The organism is Nonomuraea glycinis, from assembly GCF_035920485.1.
GTDB lineage: Bacteria > Actinomycetota > Actinomycetes > Streptosporangiales > Streptosporangiaceae > Nonomuraea > Nonomuraea glycinis.
Window position 1 is genome coordinate 5585295 of sequence record NZ_CP109166.1, and the last position, 25103, is coordinate 5610397.

The window sequence follows — 25103 nt, forward strand, 5'->3', positions numbered from 1 at the left end:
GACGCCTTTCGCGCCGGGAGAGGGGACCGATGGCGGAGAAGAGCGAGGACAGGTGCGAGCGGGTGGCTCGCGAAGTCCTGGGCCTGGAGGTGCTGCGGCCCGGTCAGCTGGAGGCGATGGCGGCGCTGGCCGACGGGCGCGACACGCTGGCGGTGATGCCGACCGGGGCCGGGAAGTCGGCGATCTACCAGGTGCCCGCGCTGCTCCTGAAGGGACCCACGCTCGTGGTGTCGCCGCTGATCGCGCTGCAACGTGACCAGGTGGAGGCGCTGCGCGAGCGGGACGAGGAGGCGGTCAGCCTGGACGCGACGACGTCGGCGGGGAAACGGGCCTCGTCGTTCGAGTCGTTGCGGACGGGCGAGACGGAGTTCCTGTTCTGCGCGCCCGAGCAGCTCGCCCGGCAGGACGTGGTACGCGAGCTGGCCGCCGCGAAACCGTCGCTGCTGGTGGTGGACGAGGCCCACTGCGTGTCCGCGTGGGGGCACGACTTCCGCCCGGACTACCTGCGGCTCGGCGCCGTCGCCGAGGCGCTGGGCCACCCGGTGATCGCGGCCCTGACCGCGACGGCGGCGCCGCCGGTGCGGGCGGAGATCGTCGAGGGGCTCGGCATGCGCGATCCGCTGCAGGTCGTGCGGGGGTTCGACCGGGCCAACATCCGGCTGGAGGTACGCAGATCCGACGGCGACGGCGTCGAGCAGGTGGCCGAGGCGGTCGGGGAGCTGGACGTACCCGGTCTGATCTATGCCGGCACCCGCAGGCGGACCGGTGAGCTGGCGGGGCGGCTCGTGGCCGGCGGCGTCAGGGCGGCGGCCTATCACGCGGGCCTGCGCCGGGCCGAGCGTGACGAGGTGCAGGAGGCGTTCATGGCGGGGGAGGTGGACGTCGTGGTGGCCACCAGCGCCTTCGGGATGGGGATCGACAAGCCGGATGTCCGGTTCGTCGTGCATGCGCAGGTGCCCGGATCGCTGGACTCGTACTACCAGGAGATCGGCCGGGCGGGCCGGGACGGGGAGCCGGCCGCCGGCGTGCTGTTCTACCGCGAGGAGGACCTGGGGCTGCAGCGGTTCTTCACCGGCGCGCTGCCGGACGAGCAGACGCTCGCCCGCGTCGCGGAGGCGGTGCGGGACGATGGGCGGGCGGACCGCAAACGGCTGCGCGAGCGGCTGGACCTCACGGCGCGGCGGCTGACCTCGCTGCTGAACCTGCTGGAGAAGGCGGGCGCGGTCAGGCTCGGCACCCGTACGGTCACATGGTCGGGACAGGAGCCGGCCGAGGCGGCGCGGGCCGCACGGGCGGTGGCCGAGCGGCACCGCGACATCGAGCGGACCCGCCTGGAGATGATGCGCCGCTACGCCGAGCAGCGGGACTGCCGCCGGGTGTTCCTGCTCGGCTACTTCGGCGAGCAGCTCGCCGAACCGTGCGGCAACTGCGACACCTGCCGGGCCGGGACGGCGGCCGAGCGGAACGGCGTCGAGGAGGGGCCCTTCCCGATGCACGCCCGCGTCGAGCACACCGTGTGGGGGCCGGGAGAGGTCATCCGCCGGGACCAGGACCGGCTCACGGTGCTCTTCCGCGACGGCGGCTACCGCGAGCTTCTGCTGTCCGCCGTGCTGGAAGAGGGGCTCATGCGTGAGCTGCGATCCGATGCCCCCGATCGGGTGTGAAGCACCGTTTTGGCGGGCACCTGGAGATGACGGCCGATATGAGGAAGATAAGGAGCTCTGACATGCAGCTTCGTGAGAAGCTCCGCACCGAGCAGAGGCCGGAACGCGCGCTGGTCGCCCACACGGTACGCATGCTGTTCGACTGCGCGCAGGCCTGCACGGCGTGCGCGAGCGCCTGCCTCAGCGAGGAGCGGATCACCGCCCTGCGCAAGTCCATCAAGAACAGCCTGGACTGCGCCGATCTCTGCGAGGCGACGGCCCGCATGCTGTCCCGGGGCGGCGCCTACGACGTCGACCTCATCCGTGCCCAGATCCGCACCTGCACGGAGGTCTGCGTCCGCTCGGCCGAGGAGTGCGAACGGCGGGGCCGCGGCCCCGCCTGCGTCGAGGCCGCCCACCGGTGCGTCGAGAGCTGCCAAGCCCTCCTGGCCGAACTCGGCTGAGTCCGGGGCTGATGGCACCATGAAGGGGTGAGTGAGAGCGCGAGAAGGCTGCTGGCCGAGTTGGTGGCCGGTGGCGGGGTGTCGGTGCTCAGCGGGGCGGGCCTGTCGACCGAGTCGGGCATCCCGGACTACCGGGGACCGACGGGCCGGGCCCGTAAGGCCGAGCCGATGACTTACCAGCGATTCGTCGGAAGTGCGCGGGCGCGGCAGCGCTACTGGGCGCGCAGCCACGTCGGGTGGCGGCAGATCGGCTCCGCCCGGCCGAACGACGGGCACCGGGCGGTGGCCGAGCTGGAGCGGCTGGGGCTGATCGCCGGGATCGTCACCCAGAACGTCGACGGCCTGCACCAGGCGGCCGGCGCGCGGCGGGTCATCGAGCTGCACGGCGGCCTCGACCGGGTGGTCTGCCTGTCGTGCCGGGAGCGCACCCCGCGCACCGAGCTGGAGCGCCGCCTGCGGATGGCCAACGCGGACTGGGACGCCAGCGGGCGGATCAACCCCGACGGCGACGCCGTGCTCGACGACGAGCAGGTCGAGGGCTTCCGGGTGGTGGACTGCGAGAGCTGCGGCGGCCTGCTCAAACCGGACGTGATCTTCTTCGGCGAGAACGTGCCGCGCCCGCGCGTGGACGAGTGCTTCGCGCTGGTGGCGGGCGCGCGGGCGCTGCTCGTCCTCGGCTCCTCGCTGACGGTACGATCCGGCCTGCGGTTCGTGGACAAGGCGGCCGCCCTCGGCATCCCGATCGCCATCGTCAACCAGGGCCCCACCCGCGGCGACGCCGACGCCGCCCTCACCCTGGACGCCCCCCTCGGCCCGACCCTCACCGAACTCACCACCCTCCTACAGCACCCCAGCCCAGCAAGCGCCTGACCCACGGCCCGAGGGGAACCGGGCACAATGGGAGGCATGCCCGCTGCTCCCGCCTCATGCCCCTGCGGCCTGCCCGCCTCCTACCAGGACTGCTGCGGCCGCTTCCACCGGGGCGAGGCGTTCGCCCCCACGGCCGAGCTGCTCATGCGCTCCCGCTTCGCCGCCTTCGCCACCGGCGACACGGCCTACCTGCTGCGCACTTGGCACCCCACCGACCGCCCGGCCCACCTGGACCCGGACCGCCGCCTCCGCTGGACCCGGCTGGAGATTCTGAGCAGCACAGGCGGCAGCGTGATCCACACCGAGGGCACCGTACGCTTCCGCGCCCACTACACCGAACGCGGCCGCCCAGGCGAAGTGGAGGAACACAGCCGCTTCAACCGCCTGGACGGCCAGTGGGTCTACGCGGGCGTCGTCCAGTAACCCGTCTACCTCCTGGCCCGCACCCGGGACGGGAGGCGGCGGGTGAGGGCGGGGAGCAGGCCCTGGGGGAGGAAGAGGACGACGAGGATGAGGACGAGGGCGTAGACGGCGTAGGACAGCACGCTGGGGGCGTAGGTGGGCATGCCGGGCAGGGCGCCGACGATGTTGAGTCCCTGGACGAGCAGGGTGATCGCGGTGGCTCCGACGACGGCGCCCCAGATGGTGCCGAGCCCGCCGACGACGGCCATGACGATGTACTGGATCGAGATCAGCACCGGGAACGAGCCGGGCGCCACATACCCGGTGTAGAAGCAGTAGATGCCGCCCGCCAGCCCGGCGAAGGCGGCCGACAGGGCGAAGACGGCGAGCTTGTAGCGGCCGACGGGGATGCCGGAGGAGGCGGCGGCGGTCTCGCTGGTGGCCAGCGCGCGCAGCGCCCGGCCGGGTCGCGAGGTGCTGACGTTGTACGTCACCAGCATCACCAGAGCCACCCCCGCCCAGGTCAGATAGGCGTACGCGGCGGCGCTGCTCATCTCCCACGACCCGATGCCGAACTGCGGGATGGCCTGCAGCCCGATGTCGCCACCGGTGAACTCCATCTGCCCGGCCACCGACAGCAGGATGAGCTGCATGGCCAGGGTCGCGAAGGCCAGATGGTGGCCGCGCAGCCGGAGCAGCGGCGTACCGATGACCAGCGCGGACGCGGCGGCGACCAGCGGGGCGGCGATCAGCCCGGCGAGCGGGGGCACGCCGCCCAGGGCGAGCAGGGCGGCGGTGTAGGCGCCGATGGCGTAGAAGGCGCCCTGGCCGAGCGAGACCTGCCCGGCGTAGCCCATGAGCAGGGAGACCCCGACGGTGACCATGGCGGCCAGGCCGAGCAGGATGTAGACGGCCAGCGCGCTGTCGTCGAGCACGGCGGGCAGCGCGAGTGTGGCGGCGGCGACGAGGAGCCCGCCCGCGAGTCTTCTCACACCGTCTCCTCGTGGATGGTGGAGCGGCGGCTCGCCTGGACGATCATGACGAGGATCATGAGCCCGAGTGCGACCTCCAGCTGATGGGAGCCGTAGCCGTAGCCCGCCGCCATGGTCTCGGCCACGCCGAGCAGCAGCGCGCCGATGAGCGTGATGACCGGGCGGGTGAGCGCGCCGAAGACGGCGGCGGCGAAGCCGTTGACGATGAGGGTGACGTCGGTGTCGAAGGAGATCGGCCGCAGGGGCGTGATGAGCACTCCGGCGAGCCCGCCGAGCAGGCCGCCGATCGCGAAGGCGAGCAGCCCCATCCGCCGCGTGTCGATGCCGACCACCCGGGCGGCGTACGGGTTGGAGGCGCACGCGGTCAGCGCCTTGCCCAGGTAGGTGCGGCCGAAGAAGAGCGCGATCAGCACGAACGTCGCCGCTGTCACGCAGATGACCAGCAGGTGCTGGGTCTGGATCCGGGCCCCCGCGATGGTCACCGAGCCGGCCAGGCCGGGGGCGGAGCGCGGCTGGTCCCCCCACAGGACGATCTCGACGGCGTAGGCCAGCACGCCCACGCCGAGCGTGACGATGAGCGCCGACAGCGGGCTGGTGCCCCGCCTGCCGATGGCGGCCAGGCCGGTGAGCAGGCCCGCCACCGCGCCGGCCAGGGCGGCGGCGACCTCGCTGAGGCCGTGCGGCAGTCCCATCCCGAGCAGCGAGGAGGCGCACAGCCCGGCGACCACGGCGAACGTCCCCTGGGCGAAGTTCACCACGCCGGTGACCCGGTGGATGACGACCAGGCCGCTGGCGATGAGCGCGATGGCGCAGCCGACGGCCAGGCCGTTGAGCAGGTAGGTCAGGAACGCGCTCATGTGATCGCCCCACCCAGGTAGGCGCTGGCCACCCGTGGGTCCTCGGCCAGCTCGGCGCTTTCTCCCTCGGCCACCAGCCGCCCGGACTCCAGCACGTAGGCCCGGTGGCACAGCTCGAAGGCCAGGCGCGCGTTCTGCTCGATGAGCAGCACGGTCAGGCCGTGCTCCCGGTTGAGCTCGGCCAGGTGCGCGGCCAGGTCGGCGGTGACGGTGGGGGCCAGCCCGAGCGACAGCTCGTCGACGACGAGCGCCTCCGGGCGCGCCATCATGGCCCGGCCGAAGGCCACCATCTGCTGCTCCCCGCCGGACAGCACGCCCGCCCGCCGGCCGGCCAGCTCGGCCAGGCGGGGCAGCAGCTCGTAGACGGCGGAGGGGTCGCGCTGCCCGGAGCGCCAGCCGCCCAGGGCCAGGTTGTCGGCGACCGTCATGTCGGGGAAGAGCTGGCGGCCCTCGGGGATCAACGCCAGCCGGCCGCCGATGCGGACGGTCCCCGAGACCGGGGCGAGAATGCCGGCCAGCGTGTTGGCCAGCGTGGACTTTCCCGCCCCGTTCGGCCCGAGCAACGCCACCATCTCGCCCTGCCGTACCGAGAGGGTGACGTGATCGAGGGCGGTGGCCGTACCGTACGAGACGACCAGGTCGGTGACGTCGATCATGAGGCCTGTCCGAGGTAGGCCGCGAGCACGAGCGGGTCCGCACGGACCTCGGCGGGGGAGCCGTCGGCGATCACCTGCCCGAGGTCCAGGACGACGACGCGGTCGGCGAGTCGCGTCACGAAGGCGACGTCGTGCTCGATGAGCAGGATGGTCAGCCCGTCCGCGCGTAGCTCCTCCACCAGCGCGGCGAGGTGCTCACGCTCGCCGGCGCGCAGCCCGGAGGCGGGCTCGTCGAGCAGCAGCAGCCGGGGTCGCGCGCACAGGGCGCGGGCGAGCTGCAGGGCGCGCTGCTGCCCGATGGGCAGCAGGTCAGCGGGTCGGTCCGCCCACTCGGCCAGCCCGACCCTGGTCAGGGCCGTGTCCGCGGCCCGTGCGATCTCGCGCTCGTCGTGGTGATGGCGCGGCAGTCGCAGCGCCGCCGACACGAAGCCGGCGCGGGTACGGCCGTGCATGCCGACCATGACGTTCTCCCGGACCGTCATGCCGCGGAAGACCCTGGCCGCCTGGAAGACGATGGACATGCCGAGCCGGGCGCGCCGGTGCGGCGCGAGCCGTTCGACGCGGCGGCCGAGGAAGGAGATCTCGCCCCGGTCGGCCGTCAGATGGCCGGTGATGAGGTTGAACAGCGTGGACTTGCCGGCTCCGTTGGGCCCGATGACGCCGCAGACCTCGCCTTCGGCGACACCGAGCGTGACGTCGTGGACGGCGTAGACGCCGCCGAACGAGCGTGAGACCCCGGTGACCGTCAGCACCCGCTACTCCGCCGTGACGGTCTTGGCGAGCTGCTCCTTGGCCCAGTCGGTGGGCACGAACTGGCCGTCCTTCACCGTGTTGACCGAGATGAACTCGGGGGACAGCCCGGAGTGGTCGGTGGGGGAGTATCGGAAGCGGCCGTTCGGCGTGATCAGGTCCATGCTCTCCAACGCCTGCTGGATCTTGGTCTTGTCGGTGCTGCCGGCCTTCCTGATCGCCTCGAACAGCAGCAGGCTCGCGCTGTAGCCGTCCTGGGCGAACTGCGGCGGGCCGTAGCCGTGCTTCTGCTTGTACGGGGTGGCCATCTGCTCGATGATCTTCTTCTGCTCGCCGTCGGGCAGGTGCTCGCCGACCACCCCGATGGCGCTCTGCACGGTCATGCCCTCGGCGGCCGCGCCCATCGGCTCCAGCCACAGCTTGCTCGCCTGGGAGGCGGTCAGGAACAGCGGCGTCTTGAGCCCGGAGGCGGCGTACTGCTTGGCGGCGGTGACGCCGGGCGCGCCGGAGCCCCAGAAGACCAGCGCCTCGGCCGCCGACTCGCGGACGTGGGTGAACAGCGGGCTGAAGTCCGAGGTGCTGGTCTCGTACGCCTCGTCCACGGCGATCGTCACGCCGTACTTGGGCGCCAGCTTGACCATGGCCGCGTGCCCGGACACCGAGTAGGCGCTCTTGGAGTCCCAGGCGACGGCCACCGTCTTGATGCCCTCGGCCTGGATGTACTGCAGGTAGCGCTCGGCGTACATGCTGGACAGCGCCGGGGTGACGAAGACGTAGGACTTGATCGGCTCGACCTGCTCCTGGGCGGGGGCGAGCGACAGGTAGGGCATCTTGTCGCGCTGGGAGAGGGGCTCGATGGCCAGCGCGGAGTTGGAGAAGACCGGGCCGATGAGCGCGTCGATCTCGCCCTTGATCTGGTTGTAGGCCACGATGCCCTGGTCGGGGGCGGTCTTGTCGTCGCGGGTGACCAGCTCCACCTTGCGGCCGAGTAACCCGCCCTGGCCGTTGACCTGCTCGACGGCGAGCTCCACGGCCTTCTTGTCCTCGCTGCCCAGCGGGGTGTAGTTGCCGGTGAGCGAGACGATGAGGCCGACTTTGATCGTGTCGTCGGCGCCGGCGCCCGAGCCCGCACCGCCGTTGCCGCCGCAGGCCGCCAGGGCCAGTACGAGGCACGCCATGGATGGAAGAAGCCTGCGCATCTGGACCTCCCGGACCCGCGATGTGGCCCTGAACATAGGCAGGTAGATTACGGCTGTCAAGACAATGCCCAACATGTGTCGGAAGCGGGCTGTGATGGCACAGGGACGGGAGGGCGGGTTGCGTCCCCAGTCGGTGATCCTGACGTTCCTCGGCGACCACGTGTTCGGCCGGGGGATCTGCGTGTCCTCCGGCAGTTTCATCGAGGCGTTCGCCCGGGTCGGGATCTCCGAGGAGGCGACCCGCTCCACGCTGACCCGGATGGTCAACCGCGGGCTGCTGCGCCGTCAGCGGGCCGGGCGGCGGATGTACTTCGGGCTCACCCCGTTGAGCACCGAGGTGCTCAAGGACGGCGAGCGGCGCATCTGGCACAGCGGGGTCGTCAACGACGCCGGCGAGGACCGGTGGACGCTCGTCGGGTTCTCGCTGCCGGAGTCGTGGCAGCGGCAGCGGCACGAGTTGCGCTCCCGGCTGATCTGGGCCGGGTTCGGGCCGTTGCAGAACGGGCTGTGGATCGCGCCGGGCGACGTCGACCCGGCCCGGGTGATCGACGGGATCGGCGCCGGGGTCAAGGTGTTCTCGGCCGAGCCTAGGCACCCCACCGACATGCACGCGCTGATCGGCGACGCCTACGACCTGGCCGGGCTGGGGCGGCGTTACGAGGCGTTCCTGCGGCGGTGGGACCGGGCCGATCCCGAGGTCGCCGCGCCGGACGACCTGGCCCGCTCGCTGACGCTGCTCACCGAGTGGCTGCAGATCATCAGGGCCGATCCCCGGCTGCCGCTGCGTTACCTGCCGCACGACTGGCCGGCCGAGAAGGCGCAGCGGGTCTGCCATGTGCTGCACGAGCGGTTCCAGCCGGAGGCGGTGGAGATCACCGCCCGCATCCTGGACACCGTTCCGGACGTATGCCAGCAAAGTTAGGCAGAACGGTGACAGCCGTAGCGAAGTGGCCTAGCTTGTTGGCGGAGACCGTGGAGGAGTGCGGATGCGGAATCAAGGGCTGGGCTCGTGGCCGGCCCGCAGGACGCGGATGTCGCCGGACAAGGTGGCGCTGACGCACTGCGGCCTGCACCGGACCTACCGCGACCTGCACATCAGGACCAACCGGCTGGCCCACGCCCTCGCGGAGCTCGGCGTGCGGCGCGGCGACCGGGTCGCCTACCTGGGAGCCAACCATCCGGCGCTGGTGGAGACGTTCTTCGCCGCCGGAGCGCTGGGGGCGATCTTCGTCCCGCTGAACACCCGCCTGACCGCACCCGAACTGCGCCACATCGTCGAGGACGCCGGCGCGGAGGTCATCCTGCTGGGGGACGGGCACGACGGCGCCGGACTGCCGGGCCGCCACGTGCTCGCGACCGCGTACGAGGACCTGCTCGCCTCCGGCGACCCGGAGCCGATCGACGAGCCGGTGACCCACGACGACCCCTGCCTGATCATGTACACCTCGGGCACCACGGGCCGGCCCAAAGGCGCCGTGCTCACCCACGGCAACCTGCTCTGGAACACCTTCAACCTGCTGGTCGACGTCCCCCTCGCGCACGACGAGGTGACGCTGGTCAGCGCGCCGCTGTTCCACATCGCGGCGCTGGCCCAGACGCTGATCCCGACCGTGCTCAAGGGCGGCAGGGCCATCCTGGAGGAGTCCTTCGACGTGGCCGCCACCTTCGACCTGATCGAGGCCGAACGGGTCACCGTGATGTTCGGGGTGCCCGCCATGTTCACCTTCCTCGCCCAGTCGCCGCGCTGGCCGGACGCCGATCTGTCCAGCCTGCGCCACCTGCTGTGCGGCGGCGCGCCGGTCCCCGAGCCGCTGATCCGGACCTACCAGGAGCGCGGGCTGACGTTCCTGCAGGGGTACGGCCTGACCGAGACGGCGCCGGGCGCCCTGTTCCTGGGCGCGGAGCACTCGGTGGCCAAGGCCGGTTCAGCCGGTGTGCCGTGCTTCTTCTCCGATGTCAGGCTGGTCGCCACGGACGGCTCGGCCGCGGCTCCCGGCGAGCCGGGCGAGGTCCACGTACAGGGGCCGAACGTGACGCCGGGCTACTGGCGGCGGCCCGAGGAGACGAGCAAGGTGCTGTCGGACGACGGGTGGCTGCGCTCCGGTGACGTCGGCGTCGCCGACGAGGAGGGCTACGTGCGTATCTCCGACCGGATCAACGACATGATCATCTCCGGCGGGGAGAACATCTACCCGGCCGAGGTGGAGAGCGCCCTGTACGGCCATCCCGCGGTGGCCGAGTGCGCCGTGATCGGCGTCCCCGACGACCGGTGGGGCGAGGTCGGCAAGGCCCTCATCGTGCTGCGGCCGGGCCGGACCGAACAGCCCGGCGACCTGGTCGCCCATCTGGACGGCCGGCTCGCCCGTTACAAGATCCCCAAGCACGTGGAACTCGTCCCCGAGTTACCCAGGAACGCGGCGGGCAAGCTGCTCAAGGCCCAGATCAGGGCACGATACGGCACGTCCTAGGACCCTGTGGCCAGGCCGGTCCCGCCGCTCTACTTTTGACAGTGACGTCCCCCTCAAGGAGATTCGCATGCGCACCACACCCCCGTTCCGCGCGGACCACGTCGGCAGCCTGCTGCGCCCGGCGACCTTGCTGGAGGCCAGGCAGACCCTCACCGGCCAGGAGCTGCGCGAGGTCGAGAACGACGCCGTCCGCGAGGTCGTGCGCAGGCAGGAGGAGATCGGCCTGCAGTCGGCCACCGACGGCGAGTTCCGCCGGAACTCCTGGCACATGGACTTCATCCACCGGCTGAGCGGCATCGGCACCGCGTCGGACGAGAACATCACGGTCCGGTTCCACAACGAGCAGGGCGACATCGAGTTCACCCCCGCCGCGCTGCGCGTGCACGACAAGATCAGGGTCACCGAGCCGATCTTCGGCGACGACTTCACGTTCCTGCGGGACACCGTCACCACGGCCGTGCCCAAGCTGACCATCCCCTCGCCCAGCATGGTCCACTACCGGGGCGGCCCCGCCGCCATCGACCCGGCCGTCTACCCGGACGTCGAGGAGTTCTGGGCCGACCTCAGCGCCGCCTACGCCGAGCAGGTGCGCAGGATCGGCGCGCTGGGCTGCACCTACCTGCAGTTCGACGACACCAGTCTGGCCTACCTCAACGACCCCTCCCAGCGGGCCGAGCTCACCGAGCGCGGTGACGACGCCGAGCACATGCACCTGCGCTACATCAAGCAGATCAACGCCGCGCTCGCCACCAAGCCCGAGGGCATGACGATCACCACCCACATGTGCCGGGGCAACTTCCGCTCCTCCTGGGCGGCCTCGGGCGGCTACGACTTCGTCGCCGAGGCGCTGTTCGGCGAGCTCGCGGTGGACGGCTTCTTCCTGGAGTTCGACGACGAGCGCTCCGGCGGCTTCGAGCCGCTGCGCTACGTGCCCGAGGGCAAGATGGTGGTGCTCGGCCTGGTCACCACCAAGCACGGCGAGCTGGAGTCGAAGGACGCGCTCAAGCGCCGCATCGACGAGGCCGCCAAGTACGTCGACCTGGACCAGCTCTGCCTGTCGCCGCAATGCGGCTTCTCCTCCACCGTCGAGGGCAACGAGCTCACCGCCGACCAGCAGTTCGCCAAGCTGGCCCTGATCGTGGAGACCGCCCGCGAGGTGTGGGGCTAGCTCATCCGGCCGGGCGTCGTCCCGGCCGGAGCCGGCGGCCGAGCGCGGCGAACAGCCGCCTCGGCACCGCCAGGGCCAGCACGGCCAGGACCACGTGCACCGCGATGAAGGCGTACGCCTCGTTCCGCGTCGCCACGTGCCCCAGCCGGACCGTGATGTGGTGCGCCCAGTCCCAGACCTCCGGAATCCCGTCCAGCCTGCTGTTCAGCATCACCGCCACCAGGTCCTCCAGGCCGGACAGCTGCAGGATCGTCATGGCCGCGCCGACCCGTAGCACGCCTTCGCGCGAGCCGCCGCCGACCCGGTAGGCCAGCGCGAGCGCGATCATGATGAACGGCACGAACACCACGACGTGCAGATACAGGTCCTCGAACTCGGCCGTGCCGTCGACCATGTCGAGCGCGGTCATGAACGTCGCGGGCACGAAGTAGCAGAGGAAGCCCAGGAAGATCGCGGGCAGCGCCACCAGATGCAGCCGCAGCCGCCGGGCCCACGCCACGTCCAGCCAGGCGACGCAGGCGAGCGCGGCGAGCTGCGGGGTCACCTTGACCAGCAGCATCCAGACCGAGGAGATCTCCCGCTCGTACGGGATGACGAACCTGACCAGGGCGGCCAGCGCCACCGCCAGGGCGCCCAGCGGCAGTGCGACGCGGTTGTCCCGCCAGAACGAGGACGAAGTGGACAGCATGCGGATCCCAGTCAGTGTGTGGAGAGAATCGGGGTGCCGTGCTCGGGGCAGCCGGCCGTGATCAGTGTGTCCAGTGCTTCGGCGCCGTCCGGGACGACGCCGACCAGCACAGGTCTTCGCCGGCGCAGTGCCGTGACGGCCACCGCCCGCCCTGCCGGCCGAGCGTGAAAACGCCGCCACAGCAGGTGAATCCGGCCGCACGCGGGATGGACCCCGGCGAAATAACCAAGATGCGGATCATGAACGACTACGGCCCGAACACCCCGCGCGTCCCCGCGCCGAGCATCCTGTACGTCTCCGCGCCGAGCATCTTGTACGTCCCCGCGCCGAGCATCCTGTACGTCCCCGCGCCGAGCATCCTGTACGTCCCCGCGCCGGGCATCTTGTACGTCTCCAGGCCGGGCACCCGGCGCGTCCCCGAGACGAGCATCCCGTACGGCGAGTGCCACGGTCATGCGCTCGACGGTGTGCACCTGGACTCCGTCGAGCTCCGGCAGGATCGCGTCGAGGGCGGACCGTTCGCCCACCACGATCGCCCGCCCGGCCCGCGACGCGAGCTCGTGCGCGGCGGCGTTCAGCGCGTGGCGCCGGTCCTCGTCGACGACCCGGGCGTCCGGGGCCAGCAGCACCCCGTACCGGGGACCGGCCGGGGTGAGAGTCCGCCGGTCGAGCACGGCGGGACGCACCTCCAGCACCGGGGTCCGGCGGGGCGCGCCCGTCAGGGCGAGCACGTCCCGCAGCTCCCGCCCGTCGCCGATCCACAGCGACGGCTCCTGGGAGGCGTCGAAGGGCAGCGCGAACGGGCACAGCCGGTGCAGCTGACCGGCCAGCGCGGCGGAGGGGGTGGCCTCGGGCTCGTCGAGCGCCCGCCCCGCCGCCGCCCACTGGTCACGGTAGAACGGCACCCTGCCGAAAGCCGTCCGGACGACCCTGCGGTAAGCCCGCTCCCACCGGGCCGCGGAGAACCTACCCGGCATCGACGCCGACCGTGACCAGCTCCTCGACCTGGGCCAGTACGCTCGCGACCGCGTCGGCCGAGGCGCCCGAGGCGAGCACGTACCCGAGCTTGGCCCGGCACTCGGTGTAGGGCATGACCCGATCGCCCGGCGAGGCGGTGACCAGCACGTCGGCCACGCCGGGCAGGGCCAGCGCTGCCGGCAGGCCGTCCAAGGACACCAGCGTGCCGGCGTGCCCGGCGCGCAGCATGCGGACGGAGGCGTGCCTGTTCCAGCGGGGGGTGAGGTCGGGGCGCCGGCCGGTGGCGAGCTGGACGGCGGCGGCCACGGTGTCGACGCCGTACATCAGGCCGAGCGCCTCCCCCATGCCGTTGCCGCCGATCCGCGCGCCCATCTCGATCAGCACGACGCCGTCGCCGGTGACGAACAGGTCCAGGTTCAGCGGGCCGTCGGTATAGCCGACCTCGGCGCAGACGAGTTCGAGCTGCCGGGTGACCTCCTTGACCAGCGCCGGGTCGCGGGGGGCCATGTCGTGGCCGACGGCGACGACCTGGGGGGCCTCGACCACCCGGTCACTGAGCCCGAGCAGGGCCACCTCGCCGTCCTGGAGGAACGCCTCGCCGCACAGGTCCTGGCCGGTCACCAGCTCCTCGGCGATCACCGTGGCCGAGGGTGAGGCGGCCGCGGCGGCCGCCACGGCGGGGCCGAGCGCACCGGCGGCGGCGCACACGGTGATGCCCCTGGAGCTGCCGGAGTCCACCGGTTTGACGATGACCGGGAAGCTCAGCCGTACGGCCTCGCGCAGGACCTGGGCGGCGGAGCCGCTGACGTGGCGCGGCCCGCCGAGGCCGAGCCGGTCGCAGACCTCGCGGAAGTACGCCTTGTCCACCGAGGCCCGCAGCGCGTCCGGGGACAGCCCGCAGGGCAGCCCGAGCCGCCCCGCCAGCTCCACCAGGGACGGCAGGTTGATGTCGCTGCCCGGGGCGAGCAGTCCCACCAGGTCGGCACGGCCCGCCAGGGCCGCGCTCACCGCGTCCACGTCGCGGGTGCTCAGGTGCAGGAACTCGTCCGCCTCGGCGACACCGGGGGCGTCGGCGCGCAGGTCGACGCAGACGGTGCCGAACCCGAGCCGCCGGGCGGCCCGGAAGGAGCTGATCGTGCCGTCCGACCCGCCCAGGATGACCAGTCGCCTCACGCGGTCGTCACCGGGGTGTTCCAGTGAACGCCGCGGGTCTCGATGAACCAGTCCACCGTCTTGGCCATGCCGTCCTCGAGCGAGACCAGCGAGCTCGGCTCGATGCCCACCGACAGCAGGGTCTCGGTGTTCGCGGTGACGGCGGTGTCGGGCGTCTCGCCGGGGCGCATCGGCAGGTCGGCGATGGGCACCCGGGGATAGCCGCGGGCCACGCAGATGTCGATGACGAGCTCGGCGACCTCCCGGATGGTGGCGGAGGTCGTGGGGCCGACCTCGACGACGTGGTCGAGGACCGTTCCCGCCGCCGCCGTCTCCAGCGAGGCCACGAGGGTGCGGGCCACGTCGGCGACCCAGACCATGTCCGAGACCTGCGTGCCGCCGCCGTACAGCTCGACCGGCATGCCGCTCAGCGCGCGGCAGATCACCGCCGGGGTGATCTTGCGCACCTTGCCGGAGGCGAACGGCGGCGCGGCCTGCTGGCGCGGGCCGTAAGCGTTTACAACGCGAACGTTGTTCACTTTGGTGCCACGGTGGGCGTTGAACATGCGGACGAAACGTTCCACGGCCGTCTTGGAGATGGAGTAGCTGTTGTCCATCCAGTGGTTGCCGACGCAGATGTAGACGCCGGGCAGGTCGTACTGGGCGACGGCCTCCAGGAAGTTGAGGCCGCCGATGAGGTTGGTCTCGGCGGCCGGCCGTGGGTTGGTGATGGTCTCCTGCGTGCCGAGCACGGCCGCCAGGTGGATGATCGCGTCACAGTGGGCCGCGAGCTCCGTCATGGCGGTGGCGTCGCGGATGTCACCGCGCATGAGTTCCCAGGGCAGGTCGCTGCCCGCGCGTCCCCGGTGATCGAACACGAGCGGAATGTGGCCCCTGGTGACGAGTTCTTCGCACACGTATCGGCCAATAAATCCGTTTCCGCCGGTCACTCCGACCTTCATTGCCACCTCTTGACGGTTGTTGTGTTCAAGGTGCTGAACGCCATGGTCAGGCGCCACGGTTGATCACAGCATGAGTCATCTGGGAAGATCCTCACTCAATGAGAGTCTGTGTCCATGTTGTGATGATTTCGCCATCGAGGGTTACCGCGTGAAAGTGAGCCTTCTGGACCCCTGCCGAGACCCCGAGCCACCTGGCTGGGAGGAGTTCCGGCAGGCCGAGGGCCTGTCCGCCATCTGGGCGTACGACGTGATCGCGGCGTCGTCCGAGGACTCGTGGGCCCGCCCGCTGCTGGCCCTGTGCCACGACGACGGGCGAGTGGTGGGGATGGTCGGCGCGGTCTACATCGGGCTGAGACGGCCGCACTCCAGCCGCGCGCCGCGCCCGCGCCGGGAGCCGATCGTCCTCGACGTCCGCCTGCCCGGTCATTCGAACGGTCCGACCTGGCACTTCGGCGCGGACGTGCCGGCCGAGACGCGCCGGAGCCTGCTGGCGCGGTTCGAGCGGGCGGCGGCCCGTCTGCTCGGCTGGGGTCTGGCCGGAGTGCTCTATCGCATGGTGGACGTGCCTCAGCTGTCCCTGGTCGCCCGCCGTGGCGCGATCACGCGAGACTCTCCCGGCAGCACCTTCCTGCGGCTGACCTGGCCCACGACAGAGGGCTGGATCAGCTCGCTCAGCAAGAACCGCAGAAAGACGCTGCGCCGCCAGATCACCGCCATCGCCCAGGCGGGCGACCTGGAGGTGCGCGAGGGAAGCAAGCGCGACGACCTCGACCCGGCGGAGATGGCCGAGCTGAACCGGGTGCACACCGCCCGGCTGGCCGCCCGCTTCGACCCCCGGCCCCCGCTGCCTCCCGCGTACTTCGGCAGCCTGCTCCCGCGCGACGACGTCTCCGTCATCTCCTACCACTCGGCGCAGCGGTTACTGGCCTTCGGGATCGTGTACGAGCACCCGACCGCACCGGTCAGCGGGCCGTGGGCGGCGCTGCGACCGGAGGAGGGCGGCCGCAAGGACCTCTACTTCGACGTGCACGCCCGCATCGTCCGCCGGGCGATCGACGCGGGCGGCCAGCGGGTGCTCTTCGGCAGAGGCAGGGTGGAGATCAAGACCTCACTGGGCTTCGAGTACGTCCCGCTGAAGCTCGTCGCCGTGCCCCGGTGGGCGATGGGATGAGCCTCACCCTGCAGATCCTCGACCCCCGCCACGACCCCGAGCCCGCCGACTGGGAAGAGCTGCGCGGCGCCGCCCGCCAGTGCGTGACCTGGCGGTACGACCTGCTGCGCGCCTACGCCTGGGCCGCCCAGGCGCCGCTGCTGCTCACCGTGCTGAGACAGGCGGGCACCGCGATCGGCGCGGTGTCGGTGTCCCTGCGCGGCATCAGGCCGCACCGGGGCGCTTACGCGGGTCGCCGCGATGTCGCGGGCATCTTGGACGTCCACGCGCCGGCGAACCGCTCCCAGAAAGGCTGGTGGTTCGCCGGCGACCCGGCCCCCGAACAGCGGCGGGAGCTGCTGCGCGGGTGCCTGCGCGGCCTGCGCCGCGAGCTGGGCGCGGGCTGGCGCGGCACCGTGTGGCGGGAGGTGTCGCCCGGCGAGCCCGAGCTGCTGCCCGGCCGGGTCCGGGTCACCCTCCCCACCGCGCCGCTGGCCCGGCTCGCGACCCCGTGGAGCGGCGTAGGGGACTGGTACGCCCTGCTCGACCGCGCCCGCCGGGAGTCCCTGCGGCGGCGGGCCAAGAAGTTCGCCGCCGATCCCAGCCTGTCCATCCAGGTCGGACCGGCCCGCGACCTGGTGAGCGGAGCCGAGGCCGCCGAGCTGCGCGCCGAGAACGACCTCAAGCACCGCAGCCGGCTCTTCCCGCTCGCCCCGCTGCCGCTGCCCTACCTCGATGCCCTCGTCGGCGGCGACGAGGTCGTGGCCATCAGCTACCGCGACGACGGGCGGCTGATCGGGCTCTCCCTGATCCTCGACCACCCTGACTGGCCCATCTGCCTGAGCTGGGGGGCCCGGCTGCCCGAGGACGGTGGCCGTAAGCACCTCTATTTCGACGGCTATGTCCGCATGGTGGAATGGGCGACGGCGTCCGGCAAGACCGGACTCGTCCTCGGCAAGGGGCAGGCCGAGGCCAAGAGCGCCCTCGGCGCCGACCTCGTCCCCTCCGCCGCGCTGGCCGTGCCCCTGTGACCCCCGTGACCGCCGCTGTGATCCCCGTGGACGAGCCCATGACCTGCGTGCAATGCGGGCACCCGCACCCCGCCCTGATCGCCCGGCGGCTGCGCCCGATCCGCTACTCCTGCCGCTCCTGCGGCGCCGTCTTCCGCCCCGCCCCACCTCCCGCCCCCGGCTCGCTTCGCGCGTCCGGCCTGCCTTCCCCGCCCGGCTTGTCTCGCGCGCCCGGGTCGTCTTCCGCGCCCGGCTCGTCTCGCGCGTCCGGCCTGTCTTCCGGGCCCGGGTCGTCTCTCTCGCCTGGCTCGCCTTCCGCGCCCGGTTCGCGTCGGCTTGCGTCCGTGGACGGCGACCCGCTCGCGGCCTACATGTCGGCTCCCATGGTCCGGTGGGTGCGCGAGAGCGCCGGGGAGAGTCCGGACGCACCGGACCGGGCCACGCTCGCCCGCTGGTACAAGGGGTTCGACGCGCTCGTCGCGGGCGCCGCCACCTCGGCCGAGTCGCGGGCCGCCGTCGAACGGGTCAGCGACGTCCCCCTCGCCGTGCCGCCCGCGTTCTCCCAGGTGTGCGCCGCCCTGCACGCCACCTGCTACGACCCCGGCCTCGCCCTGGCCAGGCTGGGGCGTACCGAGCCCTTCGTGGTCGAACGCGTCGGCCACCTGCGACGCTGGCTCGCCACCGCGGGCCGGCCCACCACCTGGCTCGCGGCGCCCGAGGCGCCGCCGCCCGCCAGACAGGCGGTCGAGAGCCTGCTCACGCTGCCGGAGTCGTTCACCACCGACCAGGTCAGAGCCCTGTTCTGCGCGCTGTTCGGGGTGGACAAGGGGCCGTCCCTGCCGGGGGTACGCGCCCGGTTCGGCGACGAGCGCATCCACCAGGCCCTGCTCACCTACCTGGAGACCGGCGACCGCCCCCTGCGCCACGTCGTGGCAGCCGACCTGGACACGGAATGACCGCCGTCGCCGCGCACCGGATCGGGGTGCGCCGGCTGCTCACGTTGCTGGGTGGCCGGGCCACCTTCCGGCTGCTGCTGTACGGGTCCTCGGGCGTTCTGGTCGCGGCCTGGAGCCGGGAGGACTTCAACGCCTACGCGGCCGCCGTCGGCGCCGTGGGCTGGCTGTGCATGGTGGTGCAGTCGGGTCCGGAGAAGGCGGCGCTCACCCTCATCCCGCGCGCCTCCCGTACCCGTGAGCAGCTCGCGGGCCTGCTCCGCGCGGTCGTCGCGTACGTGCCGCTGCCCTTCACCGTGGCCGCCGCCGCCGGGCTCGTCCTCGCGCCCGGCTCCACCGTCACGATCTACCTGCTGGCCATCGCCTACTACATCGGCCTCGGCTGCGGCTCGCTGGGCGTGGCGGTGCACCGCGCCCTCGGCCGCTACACCTACGACACCGTCCACTTCTCGCTCCTCGGCCTGGGCATGATCGCCCTGGCCGGGCTGGCGTTCACCGCGCACCTGCGGCCGACCGGCTACCTGGCCGGGCTGCTGGCCCTGGTCACCGTGCTCAACCTTGTCCTGCTGCGCGGGCTGCCGCGAGCCGCCGGCTCCCGCCGGGCGCTGCGCGGCCTGCTGGCCGGCACGGTGCTGCTGATGGGCGCCGCCGACGTGATGAGCAACGCCATCGTCGGGACGCTCTTCGTGGAGCTGTCGCTCTCCGCCCACGCCGGGCAGAGCGGCGACCTCTACCTGATGATCCTCGGCTGGGGCTTCGCCGCGTCCGTCGTCTACACCGTGCAGCGGATCTACCAGCCCCGGCTGGCGCTGTGGATGACCTCGGGCGGCTCCGCGCGGGCGCGGACGTTCGGCAGGCGCGTCGCGGACCTGGCCATCGTGACCAGTGCCCTCTGGCTGGTCCTCGCGGGGGCGGCGCTGGCCGCGGGCGTGGCCGGGACCCGCTCGCTGCTCGCCCTGGCCGTGCTGCTGGCGTCGCTGCTGCCCGCCAACACGCTGGCGAGCTTCGGCGTATTCGTGCTGGAGAACTCCGGCAAGAGCGGCCTGCGCCACAGCGCCAGGGCCGCCGTCCTCGCCTGGGCGGCGGTGGCCGCGCTGGGCGCGCTCACCGTCCCGCTCGCCGGGGCCGCCGGCGCGGTGTACGCGCTGGGCGCGCAGGGATTCGTGCTGGGACTCGCGCTGAGGAGACGCATGTGACGACCGAGCCGTCGGGGCTGACCGTGCTGGTGCCCTGCTTCAACGAGGGAGCGCAGGTCGAGGCCGCCCACCGTGAGCTCGTCGAGGCGCTGAAGGAGGTCGGCGAGCTGGAGATCCTCTTCGTCGACGACGGCAGCACCGACGATTCCCTCGACCGGCTCCGCCGCCTGGCCGAGACCGACCCGAGGGTGCGCTACCTGTCCTTCACCCGCAACTTCGGCATCGACGCCGTGATGGCCGCCGGATTCAGCTACGCGGGCCGGCCCTGGACGGTCCAGTGCGACGCGGACCTTCAGGTGCCGCCGGAGGAGATCTGGACCCTGCTCGACAAGGCCGCGCAGGGCTACGACGTGGTGTTCGGCGAGCGGCGTGGCCGGCGCGATCCGCTGGTCCGCAGGGGCGGCTCGGCCGGGCTGCACTGGACGGCCCGGCGGCTGTTCGGCATCGACATGCCGCGCGGCGCCTCCACGTTCAGGCTGGTCCGCACCGGCCTGGCCCAGACGATCACGGAGCTGCGGCTGCCCTGGTTCATCCCGGCGGTGCCCCTGGTCGGCGCCCGGTACGCGGTCACGCCGGTCACGCACCGCCCCCGGACGGCGGGCCGGTCCAAACTGCGCGTGGCCAGGCTGGCGGCGCACTCCTTCGAGCTGTTCTTCGGCTTCTCCTGGCGTCCGCTGGCCGCCGTCTACGCGGCGGGGGCGCTGGGCGGCTGCCTGGCGCTGGTGCTCGCGGCCCTCGGCTATGCCGGGGTGGCGGGCGGCAGCGCGCTCGCGGCGACCCAGGTGCTGCTCACCGGGCTCACGGTGGCGGCGGTGGCGCTGCTCGGGCGCTATCTCCACCGGCTGCTGCGCGAGTCGTCGCGGCTGCGTACCTACTACATCAAGGAGGCGAACGTGCCGCTGCGCCCGGAGGACACGCTCACCGGCGGCCGGCCCGGCCCGCCGCCCCCGGCACGTGCCTGACCGGATCCCACCGGGATCCGGTCGGCGTCGTACGGCGGGGTGTCAGGCGGGGCAGACCATGCCGATGCCGCAGATGACCACGAGCCGGCCGGGGGTGACCCAGCCGGGGTGGGGCGCATTTCCGGTGGGCAGCGTGAAAAGGGCGAGTGGCAGGTTGTTCGGCAGACATCCGCACAAGTCCTTTATCGATTTAAATCCAGTCATGGTGGAAATTTCACTGCAGCCGTCGATCAGCAGCCAGCCCAGCGGCACGAGGGCGCCGTTGGAATCTCCCGCCGTTCTGATGAGTGCGGGGTCCGAAGGCGCGTGCGCGGCCGGCTTGGTGGCGCCCTTCCGCGAGGGCTTGCGCGCCGGCGCCTCGGCGCCGAACCTGACCAGGCCGAGGCTGGTCAGCAGGAAGGTGACGCCGGCGATGACGCTGGACACCTCGTCCGCCGACCCGGCGCCCTGGGTGATGAACGTGGCGATGAGATAACCGAGCGCGATGAGGGCGAGACCGCGGGACAGTGCCTTTTTCGTACCGGCGTACTTCCTTTTGATGGACATTTTCCTGGACATTGTGTGGAGCCTCGGCTTCTCTCGTTCCGGCCGCTCTTCAGAGCTTTTCTGTCTGATGTGACGCGGCCGTTACGAGGTACGCCGACAGCATGGCTGTCACGATTCAGCAACGTTGAAAACTTTACGATCCACGCTTCTCTGTATTTCGGGATATATCCCGAATTAAACGGTGAGGTGGCGTCAGCGGCCGGGCCGGAGCGGGCGTCAGGTGGGCCAGTCGATGCGGAGGCGGTCGTGGCGGGCCGGGTCGACCCTGACCGGTAGGACGGCCCCGGGCGCCACCCTGTCCGGCGGGATGCGCGGCACGGACTGGCGGTGGGAGAGGGGGTAGGGCGGCGTGCCGGGGACGCTCACGGTGAGGTCGAAGGTGACGACCGGCCGGCCGTTGACGGTCAGGCCGGTGTCGCTCATCGTCTCGACCACCGCCTGCGCCGGCAGGCCGGTGGCCAGCAGGCGTCGCGCGTCACGTGACCTGATCAGGAACGGGAGTCCGACGCCCGCCAGGATCAGCGCCGTGCCGCCGGTGATCAGCAATGCCATCAGCATGCCCTGCCCCACACTCACCGATGCTCCCGCTCTCCGGCTCGACAGATCTCCGCCGAACGTAGCGACCGGTCATTGCACGCCGCTTGATCGCTGATTGCACGATGTGTCAGGGGACGGCGACGGCGGGCAGGGTGACCGGGCCGGGGATGGGGTCCAGGACAACGAAACGGCCGGCCGCTCGCGCGCGGCCGGCCGTCCCCCTCGTCGGAGGTCACGCCATCGTGAAGCTGCGGTCCAGCCCGGTCATGCGCAGCAGTCCCGACATGTACGGACGTGGCGCGGCCAGGACGACGGTGATGCCCTGCGACCTGGCCCGGCTCTGGATGCCGATCAGCACGCCGAGCCCGGCGGTGTCACAGAACACCAGGCTGGACAGGTCCAGGACCAGCCGGTCCGTGCTGTGCTGCAGGGTGCGCAGGAGCCGTCGGCGCAGGGCGTGACTGGTGAAGATGTCGATCTCGCCGGAAAGGTGGACCGTGGTCGGGAGAGCCGAGTCGGGAGTGAGAGTCAGTATCGTGATCGCCGGCCTGTCGAGGCTCACGGGAACCGGAGCCAGAGCGTCTATCGCCGGGGGCGACGCCGACCGAATGCCGGCGCACAAGAGATCCTCGGTACTTCGACTCTACCTCAGCCAGCATTATCAAAAGCATGACGTAATCGAGAGGTCACTCCGGGTATCGATCACTCTGCACGACATGATCGACATCCAGCAGGAGAATGCCATGTTCAAACACGCCATCGGCGCATTCGCCATCGCCGCCACCACTGTGCTGCTGTCGGCCGGGCCCGTGGCCGCCGACCCGTGGTGGGACGACGACTGGTCGGAGGAGTGCGCCACGTACACGGTCAGGCCGGGCTGGCTGCCGGACTGGCCGCTGTTCGACGCCCTCGGCGTCAGGCGGATCGTCCAGAACACGTCCGGCAGCGCCCGGGTGTGCCTGGACCGCGACGGCCGGCCGGTGGTCGAGCGCCTCCGCTTCAGGGAGCTGCCCATCCGCTGAGAGCGTGGCCGTCGGAGGCGAGCCCGCCCGTGATCCCTGATAGACGCCCGCTCTCACGGGCAGGGCTCAGCCCATGAACCCCATGAACAAGACGCTGATCGCCACCGCCCTCGCCACCGCCACCACGGCCGCCGTGGGCGCGCTGGCGACCCGCTCGGGCTCGCGTTGGTACCGGCGGCTGAGCAAGCCCTCGTGGCAGCCGCCGGCGCAGGTGTTCCCCCTGGTGTGGAACCCGCTGTACGCCCTCATCGCCTACGGCGGAGCCCGCGCCCTGACCAGCGCGGAAGGCGCCGAGCGAGACGCGCTGACCCGCACCCTGGCCGCCAATCTGGCGCTGAACGCCGCTTGGCCGGCGCTGTTCTTCAGGGCCAGGTCCCCGCGGCTCGCCCTCGCCGAGATCATCGTGCTCAACGCCTCCAACCTGATGCTGGTCCGGCAGGCCGCCCGCGCCGACCGCACCGCGGGCCTGCTGCTCGTGCCCTACGCGGCGTGGACGGGGTTCGCCACCGCGCTGAACGCCTCCATCGCCCGCAAGAACAGTTAGAGCCGCGCGATCCAGGGCACCTGGCGGCCATGACTCCTCCCGCTGAACCACGCAGGCTCCTGGTGATCGGCAACCCGGCGGCGGGCGGCGTCGACGGGCAGACCTGCGAAAAGGTCCTGGCCACGCTGGCCGACGACGCCGACGTGCTGGCGTGTGACGTGGCGGAGCCCGGCGACCTCGGCCGGATCCTCGGCGAGCACCCCGGCCGGATCCCGGTCGTCCTCGGCGGCGACGGCACCGTGCACGCCGTGGTGGCGGCCCTGCTGGCCAGGGACGAGCTCGCCACCCGCCCGATCGGGCTGGTGCCGCTGGGCACCGGCAACGACCTGGCGCGCGCCCTCGGCATCCCGCTCGACCCCCGCGCGGCGGCCCAGGCCGTCGCCCGAGGGCGGGAGCGGGCGCTGGACCTGCTCGTGGACGGCGAGGGCGGGATCGTCGTCAACGCCGTGCACGTCGGCGTCGGGGCCCGGGCCTCGGAGCAGGCCGCCGCGCTCAAGCCGGTGCTGCGCCGGGCCGCGTACGCGGTGGGCGCTCTGCTCGCCGGGGCGCGTACCCGAGGCTGGCGGCTGCGCGTGCGGGTGGACGACGAGCTCGTCAGCGACGGCCGCAGGCGCGTCCTCATGGTGGGCGTCGGCAACGGCGTCTCCATCGGCGGCGGCACCCCGCTGGCCCCGCACGCCCGCCCCGACGACGGCCTCGCCGACGTCTTCGTCTCCTACGCGGTGTCCCCGCTGGCGCGGCTGGCGTTCGGGGCGCTGCTGCGGCGCGGCAAGCACCCCGAACGCGGCGACGTGCTCACCGTCAGGGGCACCACGATCACCGTCGAGGGCGAGCCGGTCCCGGCCAACGCCGACGGCGAGCTCTCCCCACCCGCACCCCGCCGCACCTGGACCCTGCACCCGGCGGCCTGGCGCGTCATCGTGCCCGCCGAAGAGCCGACCGGCTGACGGTGGTGCGGGGCCGGGCGGTGCACACCGTTTAATGCCGCCGCAATCACTTCGATCTCCTTCCGGTAACAGTGCGTAGCCAAACTGGTCTCATGAGCGATGCACACAGGACGGTTCACGTACGTACCGGCGGGCACCACCTCCAGCATCACGCGCGTTCCTGGCGACGGGAGATCCTGGAGCTGGCCGCGCTGTTCTTCGCGGTGGGCGTGGCGCATCTCCTGGCCACGCTGCTCGGGCACGAGCAGCCGGGCCCGCTCGTGCTCGTCGGGCTCGGGGTGGCCCTGATCACCGGCACCGCGATCCACAAGCGGCTCGGCCTGCCCGGCAGGAAGCCCCGGCAAGGGCCGACCCTTCCGGTGGCGGACGACGCGGGGTCCGCGATGGCCCTGTGGCGCGTCCGCATGCGGGTGGTGGAGCGTCCGGGCCGCCTGGCCGCGGTCGCGGCCGCGTTCGGCCGGCTGCGCTGCGACATCCTGGCGCTGCACATCGCGCCGACCGGCAGCAGCGCCATCACCCCGGCCGGCTGCGACGCCCTGGACGAGTTCGTCGTCGAGGCGCCCCGGGACCTGGCGCCCGGCGTGCTCAGCGCCGCGCTGTCCGAGGCGGGCGGGCATGACGTCATCATCGTGCCGGCGCAGGTCAAGGATCTGACCGACCCGGCGGTGCAGGCGCTGGTGCTGGCGCAGCGGGTGGGCGCGGATCCCGACCGGCTGCCCGAGGCCATCGCCGAGCTGCTGCGCGTCTCCGAGGTCGAGTGGCGGCGTCCCGGCGACACCGTGGACGAGGGCGCCGAGCTCAACACCACCATGGTGATCTCCGTCAACCCTGACCGGGCGCTGCTGATCAGGCGGCCGGGACTGCCCTTCACGCCGACCGAGGCCGCCAGGGCGACGGCGCTGACCGCCGCCGCCCGGCACGCTCGGTACAGCACCGGCTGAAAAGGATCACTGCCCCCCTGGCGGCCCGCCGGTCCATGGTCGACAG

At 72.1% G+C, this 25103-nt stretch carries 28 protein-coding genes; 16 read left to right on the top strand and 12 right to left on the bottom strand.

The annotated features are described in order from the left end of the window. Window positions 1-29: 29 nt before the first annotated feature. The 4 genes from OHA68_RS26280 to OHA68_RS26295 all read left to right on the top strand — a co-directional run bounded on the left by OHA68_RS26280 (window position 30) and on the right by OHA68_RS26295 (window position 3400). Window positions 30-1664 carry a RecQ family ATP-dependent DNA helicase gene (locus OHA68_RS26280; protein ID WP_327102614.1) on the top strand — a complete coding sequence of 545 codons (1635 nt, stop codon included), beginning with the start codon at window positions 30-32 and terminating at the stop codon, window positions 1662-1664. Window positions 1665-1726: 62 nt separating this feature from the next. Then, window positions 1727-2107 carry a four-helix bundle copper-binding protein gene (locus OHA68_RS26285; protein ID WP_327102615.1) on the top strand — a complete coding sequence of 127 codons (381 nt, stop codon included), beginning with the start codon at window positions 1727-1729 and terminating at the stop codon, window positions 2105-2107. Window positions 2108-2134: 27 nt separating this feature from the next. After that, on the top strand, window positions 2135-2977 hold the full coding sequence (locus OHA68_RS26290; RefSeq protein ID WP_327102616.1) for an NAD-dependent protein deacetylase: 843 nt from the start codon (window positions 2135-2137) through the stop codon (window positions 2975-2977). Between the two features lie 36 nt (window positions 2978-3013). After that, window positions 3014-3400 (top strand): YchJ family protein, encoded by a 387-nt coding sequence (locus OHA68_RS26295; protein WP_327102617.1) that lies wholly within the window; start codon window positions 3014-3016, stop codon window positions 3398-3400. Window positions 3401-3405: 5 nt separating this feature from the next. On the opposite strand, the gene OHA68_RS26300 is transcribed toward OHA68_RS26295, so the two are convergent. The 5 genes from OHA68_RS26300 to OHA68_RS26320 are packed head-to-tail and all read right to left on the bottom strand — an operon-like array spanning window position 3406 to window position 7833. Further along, window positions 3406-4371 (bottom strand): branched-chain amino acid ABC transporter permease, encoded by a 966-nt coding sequence (locus tag OHA68_RS26300; RefSeq protein WP_327102618.1) that lies wholly within the window; start codon window positions 4369-4371, stop codon window positions 3406-3408. Further along, the gene (locus OHA68_RS26305; RefSeq protein ID WP_327102619.1) at window positions 4368-5228 is read right to left on the bottom strand and encodes a branched-chain amino acid ABC transporter permease; all 861 of its coding nucleotides are present in this window, start codon (window positions 5226-5228) and stop codon (window positions 4368-4370) included. The genes OHA68_RS26300 and OHA68_RS26305 overlap by 4 nt, the downstream gene beginning before the upstream one ends. Continuing rightward, window positions 5225-5884 (bottom strand): ABC transporter ATP-binding protein, encoded by a 660-nt coding sequence (locus OHA68_RS26310; protein WP_327102620.1) that lies wholly within the window; start codon window positions 5882-5884, stop codon window positions 5225-5227. Before OHA68_RS26310 ends, OHA68_RS26305 begins: the two co-directional genes overlap by 4 nt. Further along, window positions 5881-6636 (bottom strand): ABC transporter ATP-binding protein, encoded by a 756-nt coding sequence (locus tag OHA68_RS26315; RefSeq protein ID WP_327102621.1) that lies wholly within the window; start codon window positions 6634-6636, stop codon window positions 5881-5883. Before OHA68_RS26315 ends, OHA68_RS26310 begins: the two co-directional genes overlap by 4 nt. 3 nt (window positions 6637-6639) lie before the next feature. Then, on the bottom strand, window positions 6640-7833 hold the full coding sequence (locus OHA68_RS26320; RefSeq protein ID WP_327102622.1) for an ABC transporter substrate-binding protein: 1194 nt from the start codon (window positions 7831-7833) through the stop codon (window positions 6640-6642). A gap of 94 nt (window positions 7834-7927) precedes the next feature. Here OHA68_RS26320 and OHA68_RS26325 point away from each other — a divergent pair, with 94 nt between their 5' ends. The 3 genes from OHA68_RS26325 (at window position 7928) to OHA68_RS26335 (ending at window position 11469) form a co-directional block, all read left to right on the top strand. Beyond that, window positions 7928-8755, top strand: a complete 828-nt coding sequence (locus OHA68_RS26325; protein WP_327102623.1) for a PaaX family transcriptional regulator — start codon at window positions 7928-7930, stop codon at window positions 8753-8755. Between the two features lie 64 nt (window positions 8756-8819). Next, window positions 8820-10301 (top strand): acyl-CoA synthetase, encoded by a 1482-nt coding sequence (locus OHA68_RS26330; protein ID WP_327102624.1) that lies wholly within the window; start codon window positions 8820-8822, stop codon window positions 10299-10301. 67 nt (window positions 10302-10368) lie between these two features. Further along, the gene (locus tag OHA68_RS26335) at window positions 10369-11469 is read left to right on the top strand and encodes a 5-methyltetrahydropteroyltriglutamate--homocysteine S-methyltransferase (protein WP_189139537.1); all 1101 of its coding nucleotides are present in this window, start codon (window positions 10369-10371) and stop codon (window positions 11467-11469) included. A gap of 1 nt (window position 11470) precedes the next feature. On the opposite strand, the gene OHA68_RS26340 is transcribed toward OHA68_RS26335, so the two are convergent. From OHA68_RS26340 to OHA68_RS26355, 4 genes are read right to left on the bottom strand one after another with little or no spacing between them, the layout of a single operon-like run. Then, the gene (locus tag OHA68_RS26340) at window positions 11471-12157 is read right to left on the bottom strand and encodes a hypothetical protein (RefSeq protein ID WP_327102625.1); all 687 of its coding nucleotides are present in this window, start codon (window positions 12155-12157) and stop codon (window positions 11471-11473) included. A gap of 11 nt (window positions 12158-12168) precedes the next feature. Continuing rightward, complete coding sequence (locus tag OHA68_RS26345; protein ID WP_327102626.1) at window positions 12169-13134, bottom strand: hypothetical protein; 966 nt, start codon at window positions 13132-13134, stop codon at window positions 12169-12171. Then, window positions 13124-14308, bottom strand: a complete 1185-nt coding sequence (locus OHA68_RS26350; protein ID WP_327102628.1) for an ATP-grasp domain-containing protein — start codon at window positions 14306-14308, stop codon at window positions 13124-13126. Before OHA68_RS26350 ends, OHA68_RS26345 begins: the two co-directional genes overlap by 11 nt. Continuing rightward, the gene (locus OHA68_RS26355) at window positions 14305-15249 is read right to left on the bottom strand and encodes an NAD-dependent epimerase/dehydratase family protein (protein ID WP_327102629.1); all 945 of its coding nucleotides are present in this window, start codon (window positions 15247-15249) and stop codon (window positions 14305-14307) included. The genes OHA68_RS26350 and OHA68_RS26355 overlap by 4 nt, the downstream gene beginning before the upstream one ends. A 148-nt stretch (window positions 15250-15397) precedes the next feature. Between OHA68_RS26355 and OHA68_RS26360 the strand changes: the two genes are divergently transcribed. The 5 genes from OHA68_RS26360 (at window position 15398) to OHA68_RS26380 (ending at window position 20520) form a co-directional block, all read left to right on the top strand. Further along, window positions 15398-16420, top strand: coding sequence for a GNAT family N-acetyltransferase (locus OHA68_RS26360; RefSeq protein ID WP_189139542.1), 1023 nt, complete (start codon window positions 15398-15400; stop codon window positions 16418-16420). Next, entirely contained in the window at window positions 16417-17430 is a 1014-nt protein-coding gene (locus OHA68_RS26365) for a hypothetical protein (protein WP_327102630.1), read from the top strand. The genes OHA68_RS26360 and OHA68_RS26365 overlap by 4 nt, the downstream gene beginning before the upstream one ends. Window positions 17431-17753: 323 nt before the next feature. Then, complete coding sequence (locus tag OHA68_RS26370) at window positions 17754-18365, top strand: hypothetical protein (RefSeq protein ID WP_327102631.1); 612 nt, start codon at window positions 17754-17756, stop codon at window positions 18363-18365. Then, window positions 18362-19558, top strand: a complete 1197-nt coding sequence (locus tag OHA68_RS26375; protein WP_327102632.1) for a hypothetical protein — start codon at window positions 18362-18364, stop codon at window positions 19556-19558. Before OHA68_RS26370 ends, OHA68_RS26375 begins: the two co-directional genes overlap by 4 nt. Next, entirely contained in the window at window positions 19555-20520 is a 966-nt protein-coding gene (locus tag OHA68_RS26380) for a glycosyltransferase family 2 protein (RefSeq protein ID WP_327102633.1), read from the top strand. Before OHA68_RS26375 ends, OHA68_RS26380 begins: the two co-directional genes overlap by 4 nt. Window positions 20521-20562: 42 nt before the next feature. On the opposite strand, the gene OHA68_RS26385 is transcribed toward OHA68_RS26380, so the two are convergent. The 3 genes from OHA68_RS26385 to OHA68_RS26395 all read right to left on the bottom strand — a co-directional run bounded on the left by OHA68_RS26385 (window position 20563) and on the right by OHA68_RS26395 (window position 22165). Then, window positions 20563-21066: a hypothetical protein gene (locus tag OHA68_RS26385; RefSeq protein ID WP_327102634.1), complete on the bottom strand. Its 504-nt coding sequence runs from the start codon at window positions 21064-21066 to the stop codon at window positions 20563-20565. A gap of 216 nt (window positions 21067-21282) precedes the next feature. Beyond that, entirely contained in the window at window positions 21283-21642 is a 360-nt protein-coding gene (locus tag OHA68_RS26390; protein ID WP_327102635.1) for a hypothetical protein, read from the bottom strand. 193 nt (window positions 21643-21835) lie between these two features. Further along, window positions 21836-22165: an STAS domain-containing protein gene (locus tag OHA68_RS26395; protein ID WP_327102636.1), complete on the bottom strand. Its 330-nt coding sequence runs from the start codon at window positions 22163-22165 to the stop codon at window positions 21836-21838. Window positions 22166-22319: 154 nt separating this feature from the next. Between OHA68_RS26395 and OHA68_RS26400 the strand changes: the two genes are divergently transcribed. From OHA68_RS26400 to OHA68_RS26415, 4 genes are all read left to right on the top strand, one after another. Further along, window positions 22320-22625: a hypothetical protein gene (locus OHA68_RS26400; protein WP_327102637.1), complete on the top strand. Its 306-nt coding sequence runs from the start codon at window positions 22320-22322 to the stop codon at window positions 22623-22625. Window positions 22626-22707: 82 nt separating this feature from the next. Further along, a complete protein-coding gene (locus OHA68_RS26405) occupies window positions 22708-23169 on the top strand; it encodes a TspO/MBR family protein (protein ID WP_327102638.1) in 462 nt (153 codons plus the stop codon). A gap of 29 nt (window positions 23170-23198) precedes the next feature. Further along, window positions 23199-24116, top strand: a complete 918-nt coding sequence (locus OHA68_RS26410; protein ID WP_327102639.1) for a diacylglycerol/lipid kinase family protein — start codon at window positions 23199-23201, stop codon at window positions 24114-24116. 92 nt (window positions 24117-24208) lie between these two features. Then, window positions 24209-25057 carry a hypothetical protein gene (locus OHA68_RS26415; protein WP_189139554.1) on the top strand — a complete coding sequence of 283 codons (849 nt, stop codon included), beginning with the start codon at window positions 24209-24211 and terminating at the stop codon, window positions 25055-25057. The last annotated feature ends 46 nt before the right edge of the window (window positions 25058-25103 follow it).

What these genes read in the sequence shown, in the direction of transcription:
- OHA68_RS26280 (WP_327102614.1), top strand. Translation starts at nt 30, where the DNA reads ATGGCGGAGAAGAGCGAGGACAGGTGCGAGCGGGTGGCTCGCGAAGTC.
- OHA68_RS26285 (WP_327102615.1), top strand. Translation starts at nt 1,727, where the DNA reads ATGCAGCTTCGTGAGAAGCTCCGCACCGAGCAGAGGCCGGAACGCGCG.
- OHA68_RS26295 (WP_327102617.1), top strand. Translation starts at nt 3,014, where the DNA reads ATGCCCGCTGCTCCCGCCTCATGCCCCTGCGGCCTGCCCGCCTCCTAC.
- OHA68_RS26305 (WP_327102619.1), bottom strand. Translation starts at nt 5,228, where the DNA reads ATGAGCGCGTTCCTGACCTACCTGCTCAACGGCCTGGCCGTCGGCTGC.
- OHA68_RS26310 (WP_327102620.1), bottom strand. Translation starts at nt 5,884, where the DNA reads ATGATCGACGTCACCGACCTGGTCGTCTCGTACGGTACGGCCACCGCC.
- OHA68_RS26320 (WP_327102622.1), bottom strand. Translation starts at nt 7,833, where the DNA reads ATGCGCAGGCTTCTTCCATCCATGGCGTGCCTCGTACTGGCCCTGGCG.
- OHA68_RS26325 (WP_327102623.1), top strand. Translation starts at nt 7,928, where the DNA reads ATGGCACAGGGACGGGAGGGCGGGTTGCGTCCCCAGTCGGTGATCCTG.
- OHA68_RS26330 (WP_327102624.1), top strand. Translation starts at nt 8,820, where the DNA reads ATGCGGAATCAAGGGCTGGGCTCGTGGCCGGCCCGCAGGACGCGGATG.
- OHA68_RS26335 (WP_189139537.1), top strand. Translation starts at nt 10,369, where the DNA reads ATGCGCACCACACCCCCGTTCCGCGCGGACCACGTCGGCAGCCTGCTG.
- OHA68_RS26340 (WP_327102625.1), bottom strand. Translation starts at nt 12,157, where the DNA reads ATGCTGTCCACTTCGTCCTCGTTCTGGCGGGACAACCGCGTCGCACTG.
- OHA68_RS26345 (WP_327102626.1), bottom strand. Translation starts at nt 13,134, where the DNA reads ATGCCGGGTAGGTTCTCCGCGGCCCGGTGGGAGCGGGCTTACCGCAGG.
- OHA68_RS26355 (WP_327102629.1), bottom strand. Translation starts at nt 15,249, where the DNA reads ATGAAGGTCGGAGTGACCGGCGGAAACGGATTTATTGGCCGATACGTG.
- OHA68_RS26365 (WP_327102630.1), top strand. Translation starts at nt 16,417, where the DNA reads ATGAGCCTCACCCTGCAGATCCTCGACCCCCGCCACGACCCCGAGCCC.
- OHA68_RS26375 (WP_327102632.1), top strand. Translation starts at nt 18,362, where the DNA reads ATGACCGCCGTCGCCGCGCACCGGATCGGGGTGCGCCGGCTGCTCACG.
- OHA68_RS26385 (WP_327102634.1), bottom strand. Translation starts at nt 21,066, where the DNA reads ATGTCCATCAAAAGGAAGTACGCCGGTACGAAAAAGGCACTGTCCCGC.
- OHA68_RS26400 (WP_327102637.1), top strand. Translation starts at nt 22,320, where the DNA reads ATGATCGACATCCAGCAGGAGAATGCCATGTTCAAACACGCCATCGGC.
- OHA68_RS26405 (WP_327102638.1), top strand. Translation starts at nt 22,708, where the DNA reads ATGAACAAGACGCTGATCGCCACCGCCCTCGCCACCGCCACCACGGCC.
- OHA68_RS26410 (WP_327102639.1), top strand. Translation starts at nt 23,199, where the DNA reads ATGACTCCTCCCGCTGAACCACGCAGGCTCCTGGTGATCGGCAACCCG.
- OHA68_RS26415 (WP_189139554.1), top strand. Translation starts at nt 24,209, where the DNA reads ATGAGCGATGCACACAGGACGGTTCACGTACGTACCGGCGGGCACCAC.